14 protein-coding genes and 2 pseudogenes are annotated in these 15115 nt (G+C 65.3%); 3 read left to right on the forward strand and 13 right to left on the reverse strand.

Annotated elements, in window-relative coordinates:
* Nucleotide 1 precedes the first annotated feature (1 nt).
* Nucleotides 2-526 carry a nucleotide exchange factor GrpE gene (locus HNP02_RS15255; protein WP_184439723.1) on the reverse strand — a complete coding sequence of 175 codons (525 nt, stop codon included), beginning with the start codon at nucleotides 524-526 and terminating at the stop codon, nucleotides 2-4.
* 6 nt (nucleotides 527-532) lie between these two features.
* A complete protein-coding gene (dnaK, locus tag HNP02_RS15260) occupies nucleotides 533-2416 on the reverse strand; it encodes a molecular chaperone DnaK (protein WP_184439725.1) in 1884 nt (627 codons plus the stop codon).
* A 420-nt stretch (nucleotides 2417-2836) separates the two neighbouring features.
* On the opposite strand from dnaK, the gene HNP02_RS15265 reads away from it, so the two are divergent.
* Nucleotides 2837-4483 carry a CdaR family transcriptional regulator gene (locus tag HNP02_RS15265; RefSeq protein ID WP_184439727.1) on the forward strand — a complete coding sequence of 549 codons (1647 nt, stop codon included), beginning with the start codon at nucleotides 2837-2839 and terminating at the stop codon, nucleotides 4481-4483.
* Between the two features lie 22 nt (nucleotides 4484-4505).
* Here HNP02_RS15265 and HNP02_RS15270 read toward each other — a convergent pair whose 3' ends face one another.
* The 3 genes from HNP02_RS15270 to HNP02_RS15280 all read right to left on the reverse strand — a co-directional run bounded on the left by HNP02_RS15270 (nucleotide 4506) and on the right by HNP02_RS15280 (nucleotide 6726).
* Nucleotides 4506-4973, reverse strand: coding sequence for an Hsp20/alpha crystallin family protein (locus tag HNP02_RS15270; protein ID WP_184439729.1), 468 nt, complete (start codon nucleotides 4971-4973; stop codon nucleotides 4506-4508).
* A gap of 74 nt (nucleotides 4974-5047) precedes the next feature.
* Complete coding sequence (locus tag HNP02_RS15275) at nucleotides 5048-5500, reverse strand: DUF1931 family protein (protein ID WP_184439731.1); 453 nt, start codon at nucleotides 5498-5500, stop codon at nucleotides 5048-5050.
* Between the two features lie 173 nt (nucleotides 5501-5673).
* Nucleotides 5674-6726 (reverse strand): S1C family serine protease, encoded by a 1053-nt coding sequence (locus HNP02_RS15280; RefSeq protein WP_184439733.1) that lies wholly within the window; start codon nucleotides 6724-6726, stop codon nucleotides 5674-5676.
* Nucleotides 6727-7277: 551 nt separating this feature from the next.
* Between HNP02_RS15280 and HNP02_RS15285 the strand changes: the two genes are divergently transcribed.
* Nucleotides 7278-7538, forward strand: a complete 261-nt coding sequence (locus HNP02_RS15285) for a hypothetical protein (protein WP_184439735.1) — start codon at nucleotides 7278-7280, stop codon at nucleotides 7536-7538.
* On the opposite strand, the pseudogene pheA reads toward HNP02_RS15285, so the two are convergent.
* The 4 genes and pseudogenes from pheA to HNP02_RS42730 all read right to left on the reverse strand — a co-directional run.
* Nucleotides 7483-8480 (reverse strand): annotated as a pseudogene (pheA, locus tag HNP02_RS15290) (prephenate dehydratase). The gene HNP02_RS15285 and the pseudogene pheA sit on opposite strands and share 56 nt — an antisense overlap.
* A 75-nt stretch (nucleotides 8481-8555) precedes the next feature.
* Nucleotides 8556-8771: a hypothetical protein gene (locus tag HNP02_RS15295; protein ID WP_184439740.1), complete on the reverse strand. Its 216-nt coding sequence runs from the start codon at nucleotides 8769-8771 to the stop codon at nucleotides 8556-8558.
* Between the two features lie 24 nt (nucleotides 8772-8795).
* Nucleotides 8796-9254, reverse strand: coding sequence for an Hsp20/alpha crystallin family protein (locus tag HNP02_RS15300; RefSeq protein WP_184439742.1), 459 nt, complete (start codon nucleotides 9252-9254; stop codon nucleotides 8796-8798).
* A 394-nt stretch (nucleotides 9255-9648) separates the two neighbouring features.
* Nucleotides 9649-9843: pseudogene (locus tag HNP02_RS42730) on the reverse strand (helix-turn-helix domain-containing protein); the annotation flags it as partial.
* Nucleotides 9844-9884: 41 nt separating this feature from the next.
* On the opposite strand from HNP02_RS42730, the gene HNP02_RS15310 reads away from it, so the two are divergent.
* Complete coding sequence (locus HNP02_RS15310) at nucleotides 9885-10052, forward strand: hypothetical protein (RefSeq protein ID WP_184439744.1); 168 nt, start codon at nucleotides 9885-9887, stop codon at nucleotides 10050-10052.
* Nucleotides 10053-10206: 154 nt separating this feature from the next.
* Here HNP02_RS15310 and HNP02_RS15315 read toward each other — a convergent pair whose 3' ends face one another.
* The 4 genes from HNP02_RS15315 to HNP02_RS15330 all read right to left on the reverse strand — a co-directional run bounded on the left by HNP02_RS15315 (nucleotide 10207) and on the right by HNP02_RS15330 (nucleotide 15055).
* Entirely contained in the window at nucleotides 10207-11655 is a 1449-nt protein-coding gene (locus HNP02_RS15315) for an FAD-binding oxidoreductase (protein WP_375373670.1), read from the reverse strand.
* A gap of 72 nt (nucleotides 11656-11727) precedes the next feature.
* Nucleotides 11728-12999 carry a threonine/serine exporter family protein gene (locus HNP02_RS15320; protein ID WP_309241564.1) on the reverse strand — a complete coding sequence of 424 codons (1272 nt, stop codon included), beginning with the start codon at nucleotides 12997-12999 and terminating at the stop codon, nucleotides 11728-11730.
* A 101-nt stretch (nucleotides 13000-13100) separates the two neighbouring features.
* A complete protein-coding gene (locus HNP02_RS15325) occupies nucleotides 13101-13901 on the reverse strand; it encodes an enoyl-CoA hydratase (protein ID WP_184439746.1) in 801 nt (266 codons plus the stop codon).
* Nucleotides 13898-15055 (reverse strand): CaiB/BaiF CoA-transferase family protein, encoded by a 1158-nt coding sequence (locus HNP02_RS15330; protein ID WP_221317609.1) that lies wholly within the window; start codon nucleotides 15053-15055, stop codon nucleotides 13898-13900. Before HNP02_RS15330 ends, HNP02_RS15325 begins: the two co-directional genes overlap by 4 nt.
* Nucleotides 15056-15115: the final 60 nt, after the last annotated feature.

A 15115-nucleotide genomic window follows, 5' to 3' on the forward strand; every position in this document is an offset into this window, starting at 1 on the left:
ATCACTCCCCGCGTCGGCTAACCACCACGGCCGCCGGGCGCAGTTGCCTCGAACCGTCGCCGTAGCCGGGTCGAACGACTTCGACGACCGTCCCGGGTGTGGTGTCCGGCTGGTCCACCACACCGACCACCTCGTGGCGCTCCGGGTCGAACGGCACCCCCGCCTGCGCGTCGCGCGGATAGCCGAACTGCTCGAGGACCTGTAGCGCTTGTTCGAGAATGCCTCGCAGGCCATCGAGGACCGCGTCGGACTGGTCACCAGCGTGACTGATCGCCCGCTCCAAGTTGTCCACGATGGGCAGCCACGCGCCGGCCACCCTGGATCGTTCCGTTGTTCGTTCGCGATCCAGTTCGCGGGCATATCGCTTGCGCAAGTTGTCCAGATCTGCCACGGCACGCCGCCATCGGTCCTCGAGCTTAGCCAGTTCCTTGTCCGAATCGTGTTGGTGGGCAACCGTTCCTGACGGACTTTCGTCTACTCGGCCGTCGTCCTCTTCGGTCTTGGACTGCTCTGCGTGGCTGACCATTGCCGGTCAGCCCCTGTCGAACTCGGCGTCGACCACATCGTCGTCACCGACAACAGAGCCCTGCCCGTTACCGGTCGGTTGCCCGTTGCCGCCGCCGGACGGCATGGGTTGTAGCCCATAGAGCACTTGTTGCAGCTCGGACGTCAGGGACTGCACCCGGTCCATCGGTGCGTCTTCCTTGACGGCTTGTCGCGCATCGGCGACCAGCATCTCGGCGCGTGCCCGATCGTGCGGCGCCGCCGAATCGCCCAGTTCGGCAAGCCGACGCTCCACCTGGTATGCCGCCGAGTCGAGGGCGTTGCGCGCCTCGACGGCCTTGCGCAGTTGCTCGTCTTCGCGGCGATTGGCCTCGGCCTCGGCGAGCATCCGGTCCACCTCGCTCTTGTCGAGGTTGGACTGCTCGCTGATGGTGATTCCCTGCTCTGCACCGGTGTCCTTGTCGCGTGCCGTGACGTTCAGGATGCCGTTGGCATCGACGTCGAAGGTGACCTCGATCTGCGGTTCACCCCGGGGTGCGGGACGGATGTTCTCCAGCTTGAATCGACCGAGCGCCCGGTTGTCTTGGGCGAGCTCCCGTTCACCCTGCAGTACGACCACATCCACGGCCGGCTGGTTGTCCGCCGCGGTGGTGAACACCTCGCTGCGCCGCGCCGGGATGGTGGTGTTGCGCTCGATGATCTTGGTCATCAGCCCGCCTGCGGTCTCGACCCCCAGCGACAACGGGGTGACGTCGAGCAGCAAGACATCGGAGACCTCGCCCTTGAGCACACCGGCCTGGATCGCGGCGCCGAGCGCGACGACCTCGTCGGGGTTCACGCTCATGTTGGGGTCCTTGCCGCCGGTGAGCCGGCGCACCAAGGCCTGGACTGCGGGGATCCGGGTGGAACCGCCCACCAGGATCACCTCGTCGATGTCGTTTGCGCTCACCTTGGCGTCGCTCATCGCCTGCTTGACCGGGCCCATCGTTCGCTCGACCAGGTCCGCGGTGAGATCGTCGAACTTCGATCGCATGATCGTGGTGGTCAGATGCTTCGGTCCGCTTGCGTCGGCGGTGATGAACGGCAGATTGACCTGGGTCTGCGTCACCGACGACAGTTCGACCTTGGCCTTCTCGGCCGCCTCGAAGAGCCGCTGCAACGCCTGCGGATCCTTCCGCAAATCGATGTTGTCCTCACGCTGGAACTCATCGGCGAGGTAGTCGACGAGGCGGCGGTCGAAGTCATCGCCACCCAGGTGCGAATCGCCGGCGGTGGCACGGACCTCCACCACCCCATCACCCACGTCGAGCAGGCTGACGTCGAACGTGCCGCCGCCGAGGTCGAAGACGAGCACCGTTTCGTGCCCCTTCTTGTCCAGCCCGTAGGCCAGCGCCGCAGCCGTGGGCTCATTGATGATGCGCAGCACGTCGAGGCCGGCGATGCGGCCGGCATCCTTGGTGGCGTTGCGTTGGGCGTCGTTGAAATAGGCCGGAACGGTGATCACCGCTTCCTTGACCCGCTCGCCGAGGAACTTGCCTGCGTCGTCGACCAGTTTGCGCAGCACCTGAGCGCTGATCTCCTCGGGCGAATACTTCTTGCCGCGTACGTCGAACCGGGCGGCGCCACCGTCGCCCTCGACTACGTCGAAGCTGACCGCCTTGGCTTCTTCCGATATCTCGTCGAAGCGGCGGCCGATGAATCGCTTGGCCGAATAGATGGTGCCCTTGGGGTTCATGATCGACTGGCGCCTGGCAAGTTGCCCCACCAGGCGCTCGCCACCTTCCGTGAACGCCACGACCGAGGGCGTTGTGCGCGCTCCTTCGGCGTTGGGGATGACGATCGGTTCCCCGCCCTGCCAGGCGGCGATCACCGAGTTCGTGGTCCCGAGGTCGATGCCTACCGCTGTTGCCATCGTCTCTTCCCTTCGGTTGTCACTGGTCAGGGTTGGCAGCGCACGGCCCCAACCTCGTCCACATCACGGCCCGCGGATCGCTGGCTTCTCCCATGTTGCGAACGCGTTTCACGGAAGCGCCGGCAACCGCTGGCCGTCGCGCACTCGTCGTAATCGCTTCCCAATCAAGGAGTCTGGCAATCAGCAGGAACCGTCGCATGCGCCCGGACAGCCGAAATTCGCGGTTCCGATTCGTCCTGGCAGCACCACGAGGTCGATACGACGAGCACTGTCGGACCGGTAATACGATTCGGGATCGCCAGCGGTGGGTATGCCGTCGCAGTAGCGCGTCAACAGACGCTCCGACGTGGCACGCGAGGGAGTTGCCAAGCACGGCCACTCGAACGTGACGGTGGATCGCTTAGCCCACGAGGACGCAGCATGGAAGCCGGACAGGTTTCGTCAGGGAGTTTGGCCACTCTCTCGCACATCGCGTTTAGTGATCGCGACGTCGGCGAGATCTTCCGGGATGCCACGGTCGCCGTCGGCAACCTCTCACAGTGTCAGGTCGTGTCCAGCTACCGGTCCGTGGACGGCGGATTCGTTCGCTTCCCACCCTCCCAACCCGAGCATCCCGAAATCGAACGGCAGCTTCGCGAGTGCGGCTGCGATGGGCACGTCGACGTTCAAGACGGGTGGGGGTGGGCGCTTCCGCTGACTCACCTAAGCACCGTCAAGGGTTGCCTGGTGCTTGGTGCCCTCAGTGCACCGCCTGAAAATCAGATCCTGCTGCTGACAATCCTCGCCCAACAAGCCGGCGCTGCCTTGGCATACGTCGCGATGCACGAGCGCGACATCGGCTACACCGGGCAGCTGGCACAGACGAACACCGATCTGGAGGAAACGAATCGCGATCTCGCCACCACGGTTTTGCGGTTGCAATGGCAAACGAACATGCACGAGGTTCTGAGTGCGGCGGTAGCGGCGGGAATGGGCGAGCAGGGCATCGCGGAAGCGTTGTTTGGTCTGACGGCATTGCCGGTCGGGCTCGAGGACAGGTTCGGCAACCTGCGTTGCTGGGCCGGACCCGGACAACCCCACCCCTATCCCAAACAGACACCCAACGAGCGTGATCAATTGCTGCACCACCTGGCGGCACAGAACGGTCCCGCGCGGATCGGGAGCCGGGTTTTCACGCTCGTCCAGCCCAGGACCGAGATCCTCGGGGTCCTGGTATTGCAGGATCCGGATGACACGGTGACCGAGGACAGCATGTTCGCCCTGCGCTACGGCACCGTGGTGTTGGCGCTGGAGCTTTCCCACGAGCGAAATCTTGCCGAGGCCGCGCTCCACCTCCGCCGCGAATTGGTCGACGATCTGTTGGCCGGAACCGACCGGGACGGCGCCTACGCCCGGGCCGATGCACTGGGCCATGACCTGCGACGCCCGCACTACGTGGTGGTGGTGCAAGCCGCCGATCGCGCGGAGAGTGCGCTGGCAACCGCCGCCGGGGACGCTGCGACCGCGTTGCATCTGAACTACTTGCAGGGACGCCACGAGGGCCTGGTCGTTCTGGTCACCGGCGGCCGCCCCGAGCCGCGCGCGTTGCACCACGCAATCAGTGAGAGGCTCGGGAGGGCGACCAGCGTGATCGGAATCGGCACTCGCTGCGAAGTACCCGATGACTTGCCGCAGTCCTTCATCAACGCCCGTCGCGCCATGAACATCCGGCTGCGCTCGGCCAATCCGGAAGGCGCAGCGGCGTTCGACGAACTCGGTTTCTACCGCCTCATCGACGCTGCCCACGGCGGCGGTGCGGTCGAAGCCTTCGTGCGCGAATGGCTGGGCGCGCTGCTGGACTACGACGAGAGCAGGAACTCCGAACTGGTCCTGACTCTCAGCGATTATCTGGAATGCGGTGGAAACTATGACGAATCCGCAGCCGCACTACACATCCATCGCAGCACGCTGCGCTACCGGCTGGCACGCATCGCTGAACTCACCGGCCACGATCTCCACAAGGTCGATACCCGATTCAACCTCCATGCAGCGACGCGGGCGTGGCGATTCCTCAACCTCGATGCCTGACCGCAGCCCGGCTAACGGATGTCTAGAGTGGGCCGTTGCCCGATTCACTCACGGTGATCTTCTTTGACCTCGTGCTTTCCGCTTTCGGCACATAGACTTTCAGCACGCCATACGCCAAAGATGCCTCGATGTCGCCATCCCGCAGGTAGCCCGGCAACGTGACACGAAACTCGAACTCACCGACCCTTCGTGTACGGCGGCGGAACAAGCCCTCGCGCTTGCGCTCCTTCAACTCGCCGGTCACCACCAATTCGTTGCCGTTCAGCGTGACATCGACGTCTTCGCGCCGCACCCCTGGGAGCTCGACCTCGATGATGTAAGCGCTGTCGGTTTCGACAATATCGGCCGCGGGCGCCCAGGCACCCTCACCCGTGAGTCCACCGAACACCGACTGCGCAAACCGATCCATCTCGGAATAGAGATTCTCGAACTCGCGCAACGGGTGCCACCTGTCCGCCTGGCTGGCAGAACGTTGCAGTGACAATGTCATTTCACTTCCCCTCTCCGTTCATCAGTGGTTGTCATCAGAGAACGCGGTTACGACAGCGTGCAGACCGATGGACATCAGAACACCAGACGAAAGAGCGTGAACACTTGATTCCAATGCTCGGTCGACGGGTTGGACACCGTCGCGTCCACCACGCGAAACGAACGGGCCAACGCGATACTCAACCCGCCGAACAACTCTGGCAACAGAGCCTCCGCATCCTCCGCGAACGTGACGTCCCCGGGTGGTAGTCGGACTACCTGGCGCAACAGTTCACGGATCTCCTCGGCCTCCTCCAGCTTGTCGAATTCGCGCATGCGCTCCTGGACGCCCTTGGTGATCGGAAGATCCTGCGCCACAATCACATCACGCCCGTTCCACTTAGCCGAGTTGCGCGCCGCGATGGCAATGTCATCGATCTGCTCGTCGACGAACTCCCGAAATCGACGGACGTCGTTTCTGTCGACCTTGATGCTTGCGACCGAGCGAAAGAACCGTTCGAACAATGGAATACCCGACGAATGGGTCACACGTTACCTCCGTTCCAACGCTCCAGACCCGCCCGGACGGGTCCCACTCAACGTTGGCATGCCGTCGGTGACACCGAATCGGACCCGCAGGCGCAATCTCGCCGGGCTGGTTCGGCCCAACAGGTCAATGGCACCCAGGGAACGCACGTCGGACGATGTAGCGACAGTCAGCTCTAGGTAGGGGCGCGCTCTGCGACCGTGAGCGTGATCTGTTGGGTCTCCGCTCCGCGGAGCACGGTCAACTGGACGCGGTCACCCGGTTTGAGGCCGCGAAGTGCCGCTATGAGCTCCTCTGCCGTCGCGGTGTCCCGGCTGTTGAAACTCGTGATGATGTCGCCCGGTTGGATGCCTGCCTCCGCTGCCGGACTTGGCGTCTCGACCTGCATGACGACCACACCACTGGTGCGGTTGATTCCCAGCAGCCGCGCGATTTCTGGGGTCAAGGTGGCGGGCTGAACACCGATATACGCGTGGCGGGCGGCACCGGTGGCCAACAGCTGGTCGGCGACGTCGACGACGGTCGCAGCCGGGATCGCGAACCCGAGGGCTACCGCACCCGCCGCCGGCGGAATGTAGGCCACGCTCATCCCGACGACGTCTCCTTGCGCATCGAGTACCGCACCCCCAGAGTTACCCGGCGAGATGGCGGCGTCGGTCTGGATCAGGTCGACCAGCGGTGCGCCGGTGGCAGCCGACCCGGGAATCTGACGGTGCAGTCCCGAGATGATGCCGGATGTGACTGTGGCCTCGAATCCCAGCGGGCTGCCCAGAACTACGGCCTGTTCACCGACCTGCGGCAGCGGCTTCTGAAATGTCGCAGCAGGCAGGCCGTTACGGTTGGCCTGGATGACGGCGACGTCGGCAATCTCATCGGCGCCACGAACCTTTGCCGGCACCTGCTGCCCGTCGGCGAGGGCTACGGTGACGTCCTGCGCGCCTGCGACCACGTGGGCATTGGTGACGATCGTGCCGTCGTTCCCATAGACGATGCCGCTGCCAAGGCCGCCCTCGGTGAGCACAGTGACCACCGAGGGCTCAACCCGTCGGACCAGTGCCGGTAGATCCGCGCCGGCCGCCGTGACTGGGGCCGTCGAGCCGGGGGGTGCCGCCGGAGTGCTGGTCGAGTCGGAGTTGGTCGAGCTGCTGCATGCGGCCAGGAAAGTGACCATGACGGCGAGCAGCCGCAGTATCCAAATCCCGGGCCGTAGGGTCGACGATTGGTGCATCAGCTCAGCGCCTCCGTCTCCACTCGACTTCACTGCCGGTTGCCGCGGCCCAGCACTCCGCTAGGCCGCATCCCTGCGGAATCGGCACGCACCCAAACCAATTCGGGTCGTGTGGCCATCAACCGCAGGCGACCGCTTGTATGAGAACCTTCCACCTCAATGCCGTCATCCACATGGTCCTGTCGGTCCCAAGCCCGACGCACGCACCTGGCCTGACAGGCTGAGGAGAGACTCACCGGCCTGTCCACCTTCGAGTCGGTGGTTGGGGTCAAACCACTTCGCCGGTTACAGGTGGCGGTCCCGCTGGCGTGCGAAGTCGACCCGCCCTGGCAAGTTCGACCTGCTGGATCAATTCGGTCAGAAGGGCAGCCGGTCCAACGTTGGCAGTCCCGACCGAACTAGCCAGGGCACTTCGAAGTCTTGCCTGCAGGCACTACCAGTCGTTTCCCAGCTGTCAGGTGCGCCGATGAAATGCTTGGTCGATCATTCCGAGGTTGCGAAGACTCTGGCCCGAAACTGTCCTGGCAGACCGAAGAAAATAGGTTCTGTTTGTGCTCGACGAGGATGCTCGCTGGCATCGTGAGTGGACTGCGGCGCTGTTGCGGCACATCGTCGACGACAACACCGCCAATGCCGAGGTGGTGTGGGGCTGGATCGAGAAGTGGAGTCCGCTGGCGTCCGAGGCACTGGAGGCCTATGCCGGCGTCACCGCGGAGGCGCCCGCGCCGTCCGACCCGAGCGCGATGGCGGCCCGCATCACCGACGAGGTGTCGCGTGAGTTGGACGCGGCGCTGAAGCGCGCTGACGAGTGAGTGGATCACCCGGCGAGCTGCACGAGCCACATCCGACGGGCGGTGCCAAACCATTGGACGCCTGGACCACCTTCGGCGCATATCGCCCGCGGCCTACCCCATTGGCCACGAACCCAAATATCGCATATCCACGCAACGTCGGTGCAACGCCGTGAGGGCCTCGGCAACCGGTGGGTCCTCGATATGTCCGACACAGTCCAGGAAGAACGTGCGCGTGCCCAAATTGGTTCGGGTAGACCACGATTCAATACGGGCGTGCTCGACCCCGCGGACCGCTAGCTCCGGCAGGACCGACACCAGCGCCTCCGAGGCGTTGTCGATGCACAGCACCACCGATGTCCGGTCGGCACCGGTGCGGGCCGCCGGCAAGCCCGGTGGGCCGACCAGGACGAATCTGGTGCGCGAGCGTTGGTCGGCGATATCGAAAGCGAATAGCGGCACTCCATACCGTGCGGCGGCCAACTCGGTACTGACCGCGGCATCGGCGCGAAAGTGCGAAACGGCATGCGCCGCAGCCGCGTTGGAGTCAGCTGGTACCACACGCGCCTTGGGCAGGTGCGCCGCCAGCCAGTGCCGCACCCGGGCGGCCTCGACTGGAAACGCTGCCACGGTCTTGACGTCGGCCGCTGTGAGGCCGCGCTGCACCACAATGGCGAAGTCGATGTCAAGGGTCAGTTCGGCGAAGATCTGCAGTGGCGTCCCGGTCGCCAGGCTGTCCAGCGTCGGCAACACAGACCCGTCGACCGAATTCTCAATCGGTACGCACGCGTAGTCGGCGTCATGGGACCGGACAGCGGCCAAGGCGGCCGGGCTGGTGTGGACCGGCACGGGTGTCAGCCCAGCCGTTGGGAGCAGACAAGGGACCATGCCGTCCGCGGCCATTCCGACCAGCGCCGCCTCGGTGAAGGTTCCTCCCGTTTCGAGGTAGGCAACTTGAGTCACATTTCACTCCAATTGACTCGTCGGATCTTCGTGCAATCAATCCAGGGCGATGGTTGCTGGCGCTGTTGCCAGCGTCTACTCCCGACTTCGCTCGTCACTGGTCAACATCTGCAGCGCACGATCGGCTACCCCAACCTCGGCGAGGACGTCGTAGGACCTGGGCCGTAGTCCGCTGACCGAGTGGAAGTCGCGTCGACCGCCCTGCATCGCGTGGATCGCGAGGCCGATCAGGGCGCCGACGATGGCACCGAAAACCAGGCCGTAGCCTGCCAGCACCAGCGCGGAGACCAATGGTTGGATCCAATCGAACAGCCCCTATGCGTCCACGGTTTGGCGCTGCGCGGACTCGGCCTGAATGGCCTGCTGGCCGTCGTTGGCGGTGTCGATTTCAACCTTGCGGGGCTTGCTCGCCTCCGACACCGGGATGGTCAAGGTCAGCACGCCGCTGTCACATACCGCGCTCAGCTTGTTCGGATCGAGGTTGTCGCCAAGAAACAGTTGGCGCCGGAACTCGCCCTGTGGCCGCTCGTCGACGATCAGCTCATCGCCCTCCTGCCGCAGCGGACGGCGGCGCGCGTTGATCTCTATGACGTTCCGCTCGACCGTCACGTCGATGTCACCGGCGGTCATGCCCGGTACATCGAGGGCGACGATGAATTGGTCACCGCGCCGCAACGCCTCCATGGGCAGAGTTCGCGCAGTGCGTGCGCCGGCCAACGCCTGCTCGGCAAACCGGTCGAGTTCGCGAAACGGATCGAATCGCATCAATGCCATGACTACTCCTATGTCCGCACGGGTGGGTGCAACGGAGGCTCCGACCGCCGATGGCTCGAACGTATGGCCCGCCGGTAACCTCCGAACAACGAGTCTGGCAATCAGATTCGGATACCGCGTGCGCCTAGGGAGCCGGAAATGTCACCAAGGATTGGTCCTGTCAGCACAGTGGTTGTCATGGAGCGACCGGACCGGTACCTGGAGTGGTGGGGAAGTGATTGCAATGGGCTGTGACCTTCCGGCCGGGACGCCGGTAGCGTTTCTCCTGCACGTCCCAAGGGGTTGCCCGCGCCGGTGAGTAGTGCTGTCACGAAAGCACATTCATGCCTCCGGCGGTGGCCGACCGACCAAGATCGGCCGTGTCGCCGGCGTGGCTTGGCGAGTCCGCAGGCTGTCAGCTTCGCGACGTGATGTGTGGACTTCGGCCATAGGTTTGGCGGTAGAAGACTGCGAAGCGACTGGCGTGCATGAATCCCCAGCGGGAGGCGATCGCGGCGACAGTGACCTACCTGCGGTCGGCGGCCAACAGCTCGTGGTGGGCGTAGTGCAGTCGAATCCGGCGAAGGTATTGCAGCGGCGTGGTGTCCAGGTGGCCGCCTCGATCATCACGAGCCCGAAGGGTTCGGGCCATTGAATCGGATTGAGCAGCGCCGTCGCACCGCCCAGCAGTGCAAGCTTTATCTCGCCGGCGACCTCGCCGACGAAGGGCACGCCATCGTCGCGCAATGGCTCGTTCTCTTCGGCGAAGTATCGCTGCTCGGCCGCCTCGCGCGCCTTGGCGCAATGACCAGTTGCTGACCGGCGGCTCGCGCTATCGCCACCGCTTCGCGAAGCCCTCGTTGCCAAGGTCTTGCCCGACCACATCCAAGTCATGCGCGAGTTGCTGTTCGACTGATTGCGGCGAGAGCGTTCTATGGGGTCGTGCAACGTCGGGCATCGTCGATTGCGTGAGTTAGGCCTGACGTGATGTCGCCGCCAAATGACCGTCCACCTGATCGAAGATCTTGCCGGGGTTGAGGATTCCCGCGGGGTCGAGTGCATCCTTGATCGCCCGGTGGAGTCCCATTACCGCAGGCGACAATTCGTTTACCAGACCGCGGCGCTTGAGCAAGCCGACACCATGCTCGCCGGTGATGGTGCCGCCGAAGGACAACGCGGCATCGAGGATGCCGTCGAATGCGGCGTGGATCCGCCGCCACAGGTCGGCGTCGTCGTCTGGTGGTCCGATGATCAAGGGGTGCAGGTTGCCGTCGCCGGCGTGCGCGATGTTGGCGATCTGCACCCCATGTTGCGCCGCCAGCGCCTCGATGCGCGCCAGCATCTCGGGGACGTGCTCCTTGGGCACGCACACGTCTTCGGTGATCACCGGTCCCAGCCGCTCGAGTGCCGGGTAGGCCAGACGACGAGCCGCGAACAAGGCCTCACCCTCATCGGGGTCACTCGACCGTTCGGCCCAGGACGCGCCGCTGGCGCGGAAGTGCTCGACGATCGCATCGGCAAGTGCGGTGCCGGTGGGGTCCGGGTCATCCACCCGCGCGAGCAACAGCACATCTCCCGCGGCCGTCAGGCCCATGTTCTTCCAATCATCCACGGCGCGAAGGCAATACCTGTCCATCAGCTCCAACGCCGACGGGGTGATGCCCGCCGCCCCGACCGCGCGCACCGCGACACCGGCTGCCACCAGCGACGGGAAGAACCCCGCAACCGTGATGGGCGCGCTTGGCAAGCTGCGGAGGCGGACCGTGATCTCGGTGACGATGCCCAATGTGCCCTCGGACCCGACGATTAGGCCGACCAGGTCGTAGCCGGCGACGCCCTTGGCGGTCCGGCGCCCTATGCGCACCACTTCCGCCGAACCGGTCACCATCTCGAGTTCGAGCACGTACTCACGGGTGACGCCGTACTTGACGCAACACACTCCGCCTGCGTTCGTGGCGACGTTGCCACCGAGCGTCGACCACGGCGAACTCGCGGGATCTGGTGGGTACCACAACCCGTGCTCCGCCACTGCCGCTCGAAGGTGGTCGTTGACCACGCCCGGCTGGACCACCGCCAACCGTTCCAACGGATTGACCAAGAGGATCTCCGACATCGCCTCCAGTGAGAGCACCACGCAGCCGTCGATGGCGTTTGCGCCACCGGACAGCCCGGTGCCCGCTCCGCGCGCCACGACCGGGGTGCGGTGACGTAGACAAATCTCGACCACCCGACGGACTTCTTCGGTGCTGCGGGCACGCACGACCGCTGCTGGCTCACCGGCCGGAGCTCCGGCCGCCTGATCCCGGCTGAAGCTGCGGACGACGTCGGCGTCGACGATTACCCGTCCCTGTGGCAGCACGGCTCGAAGATCGTGAACGACGGTCTCGGCGGCGCTCATCAGTGGCTGGGCCGGTGGCGTCATGCGGTGACCTCCAGTGCCTCGGGGCGCGTCTTCAAAAGGCTAGTCCGGTCCGCTGGCTGCGCGAGGGAGTCGTCAGCGCAGCAGGCTCCGACCCAGCCGACCGCGTCGGCGCAGCGGGTACCCGCTGCGCAGCCTGTGGAGAGCACCGCCAAAGGACCGTGCGACCGCCGCACCGACCAACAACCCGACCGCGATGGCACAGACCACCGTCACCACGCCGAACGCGTTCGCACCACCACCGCCGGGATTGGTGATGAGGGCCGTGGTGGAGAGCAGACCGAGGCTACCGGGGACGAGCAGCCAGAAGGCCGGCAGAAAGACCACCAACCGGGGCAGATTTGGGCGAACGGCCTCCACGAGCGAGGACCCCAGGGTGGCGGCGACGGCGCCGAGGAAGCTGCCGAGCGCCGCGCCACCGACGTATTGCCCGAAACTCTGGGCAGCGAAGGCAAGGATCAAGACCACGGTGATCCAGGGCAGCAGCCGCACCGGTGGACTCTCCAGGACCCCGATTCCGATGCTTATGAGGATCAGCCCCAACGGCGCGGCCCACCAGCCAAGTGTGTCGACGCGGAGATTGGTCAATTCTGCTGCGGGCACCGTGATTACGTGACTGGCCGCGACGATGCCCAGGGTGAACAGGAGCAGCTGGACCAGCCCGAAGGTCAACCGTGATGCTCCGGCCACCATGTCGCCGGCGGCCAACTCAGACATCGCAGTGACGATCAACGCGCCGGGCAATAGCACCGCCAACGGCGGCAGCAGGGTACGCAGCGGTCCGTCCAGCACACCCGCGTTGGCGGCTGCGAACACCCCGCACGCCAGAAGGAAGGCCGCAAGCGTCGGGAGCAGCGTGGCGATCAGGCCGAACCGCTGTCCCAGCCGGAAGAGGGCGACCACCACGACCGCCCCAACGGCGGCGAAGGCGACGTTGGCACCACCGGGCTGGAGGATCAGAGCGATTCCCGTGGCGATCGCGATCCAGCCGAGGTTGGCCATCCACTGCGGGTAGCGGGGCGGACGATGGCGCAAATCAAGCAGCTCCTCGGTGGCCTGGGCCACCGTCAGGGCACGCTGCGACAACCGATGACGGATCGCTCGGACCTCGGCGGCCTGGTCGAGACGCAGTCCACCCTTGACCGACTCGAACGTTGCGGGGGCGCCGCTGATCAGGTTCAAGAAGACGCCGGTCGGTGATGCCGCGATCTGGACATCGGGGTAGCCCAGTGCGTTGCTCACCTCGGCTAGCTCGTCCTCCACGTCGCCGACCGGCTGCCCCGTGGCCACCATCGCCGCGCCCAGGTAGGCCAGCAAGGCGCGGACGGCGTCGTCGTCTTCGGACACGGCGTCACTCTGCCAGGTCGAGGAGCAGGTGTAGAGAATTACGCGCCCAGCATGCGCCCATCAGTTGGCTGGCTCAGCGCATCGCCCGTCCGGCCGCGACGCTAGGGGCCTTCGCTGGTCGTCCAGTCGCGGTGATCATTCCAGCTCGGCGCTCGTTTCGCCGTGAACGCCTCGACCGCGTTCCGGAAGTCAGCGGAGCCGTAGACGCGCGACACGATGTCGGTCATGTCAGCGTCGCGTCCGCTGCGGTGCAGTCTGCGCAGGCCCTCTTTGGATGCCCACATGCTCAAGGGCGCATGGGCCACGATGCCGTCGGTGATCTTTTTGATTGCTTCTTCCAGATCGTCCGCCAGCGCCACGAGGAATCCCGCCGAATGGGCCTCCTCGGCGCTCATCAACTCGGCCGTCAGCAACAGCGCGATCGTTCGTGAGTGACCGAGGTTCTTGACGAGCAGGTCAAGGGTGGCCACCGAGACGCAATTCCCCAGTGTGCGTGCGATCGGCACTCCGAATTTCGCTCGGGGTGTCGCGACACGGAGGTCGACCGCGCAGGCGATGCCGAGACCGCCGCCCACGCAGTAGCCGTCGATCGACGCGACGGTGGGGATCGTCACGGCCTGCAGCCGGTCGAGCACCGCGGTCACCCGGCGCTCGTAGTCCACCCCATCCTGACCGGTGGAGAACTGGGCGAACTGGCTGATGTCCGTACCCGCGACGAATGCGCGACCGCCGGCGCCGCGCAGGACCATGACCCGGATGTCGCCGTCGGAGTCGGCTCGGTCGCAGGCTTGCTCGAGCGCCTCATACATAGCCCAGGTCATCGCGTTGCGCTGATCCGGCCGGTTGAACGTCACGGTGAGCACGTGGTCTTCGGCGCCGATCTCAACTTCGGAAGTGTTCACCGCTGCTCGTCACCTTTTCTGTTGACATGGTTGATCTCTGCGAGGACTTTGGCGGTCGAATCGCCAAGAGGCGGTCCGGCATGCGCCCGCCGCACGGGCGTGCGCGAGAAGCGCATCGGAGATCCCAGCTGCTCGACCGTGCCCAGCGTGGGGTGTGGTGCGGCCCAGAAGAAGTCGCGTTGTCGCAACGTCTCGTCGGTGAACACCTGTGAGTAATCGAGGATCGGCGCGCACGGCACCCCCGCCAGCTCGAGGTCGTCCACGAGGGACCGCGTAGTCCGGGTCGTGGTGATCTCTTCAATGGTCTCGACGAGCTCTTCGCGATGTTGCCGCCTTGAGTAGGCATCGACATATCGCGGGTCGGAGAGCAGGTCGTCGAGGCCCAGCGTGTGGCAGAACGCCGGCCAGGTCTTTGCAGTGGTCGCGCCGATGGTGACGTGGCCGTCAGCAGTCCGCACGGCCTGGTAGGGCGCGTTGTTCTGATGTGCGGATCCGTTCGGGCGCGGGACGGTTCCGTCGGCGAAATACATACCGGCTTCCCATACCGCGAAGGAGACTCCGGATTCCAGCAGGGAGACATCGATGTGCTGCCCTTCCCCCGACCGGTCGCGCTCGCGCAGTGCCGCGGTCACCGCCAAGGCGAGGTACAGGGCGCAGACCAGGTCGCAGATCGGGACGCCGACCTTGGCTGGCTCGCGATCGGGAAAGCCCGTCACGCTCATCAGGCCGCTGCGCGCCTGCGCCATGATGTCCAGACCAGGGAGGTGGGCGAGCGGGCCGTCCTGGCCCCACCCGGACGCCGAGGCATAGATCAGCCGCGGGTTCTCCTGGCGCATGGCCGCATAGTCGAGTCCCAACCGGCTCATCGCCCCCGGCCGGAGGTTCTCGACCAGGACGTCGGCCGCCCGTACGAGCTCCCGGAATGCGGCATTGTCGCGCTCAGCCTTGAGATCGAGCGTGACCGATTCCTTGTTGCGGTTCAGCCGCACGAACGGGGAGCTTTCCCCGTCGATGAACGGCCCGCTGGCGCGGACGGGATCGCCTCCGTCCGGATTCTCTACCTTGATCACCCGGGCGCCGAGATCGGCCAGTTGCATCGTCGCGTACGGAGCGGCCATGAACGCGCCGACCTCGAGCACTGTGACGCCGGTCAAGGGTGGGTTCGATCCTGTCGTCAATTTGTCCTCCGCCTTCATGGTTCCCGCCGTACGAAG

The organism is Mycobacterium sp. AZCC_0083 (genome assembly GCF_014202335.1).
Taxonomy (GTDB): domain Bacteria; phylum Actinomycetota; class Actinomycetes; order Mycobacteriales; family Mycobacteriaceae; genus Mycobacterium.

Bases quoted from the DNA above. Each gene is read 5' to 3' on its own strand.
- HNP02_RS15280 (WP_184439733.1), bottom strand. From the start codon at position 6,726: ATGCACCAATCGTCGACCCTACGGCCCGGGATTTGGATACTGCGGCTG.
- dnaK (WP_184439725.1), bottom strand. From the start codon at position 2,416: ATGGCAACAGCGGTAGGCATCGACCTCGGGACCACGAACTCGGTGATC.
- HNP02_RS15255 (WP_184439723.1), bottom strand. From the start codon at position 526: ATGGTCAGCCACGCAGAGCAGTCCAAGACCGAAGAGGACGACGGCCGA.
- HNP02_RS15270 (WP_184439729.1), bottom strand. From the start codon at position 4,973: ATGACATTGTCACTGCAACGTTCTGCCAGCCAGGCGGACAGGTGGCAC.
- HNP02_RS15315 (WP_375373670.1), bottom strand. From the start codon at position 11,655: ATGACGCCACCGGCCCAGCCACTGATGAGCGCCGCCGAGACCGTCGTT.
- HNP02_RS15300 (WP_184439742.1), bottom strand. From the start codon at position 9,254: ATGGCATTGATGCGATTCGATCCGTTTCGCGAACTCGACCGGTTTGCC.
- HNP02_RS15265 (WP_184439727.1), top strand. From the start codon at position 2,837: ATGGAAGCCGGACAGGTTTCGTCAGGGAGTTTGGCCACTCTCTCGCAC.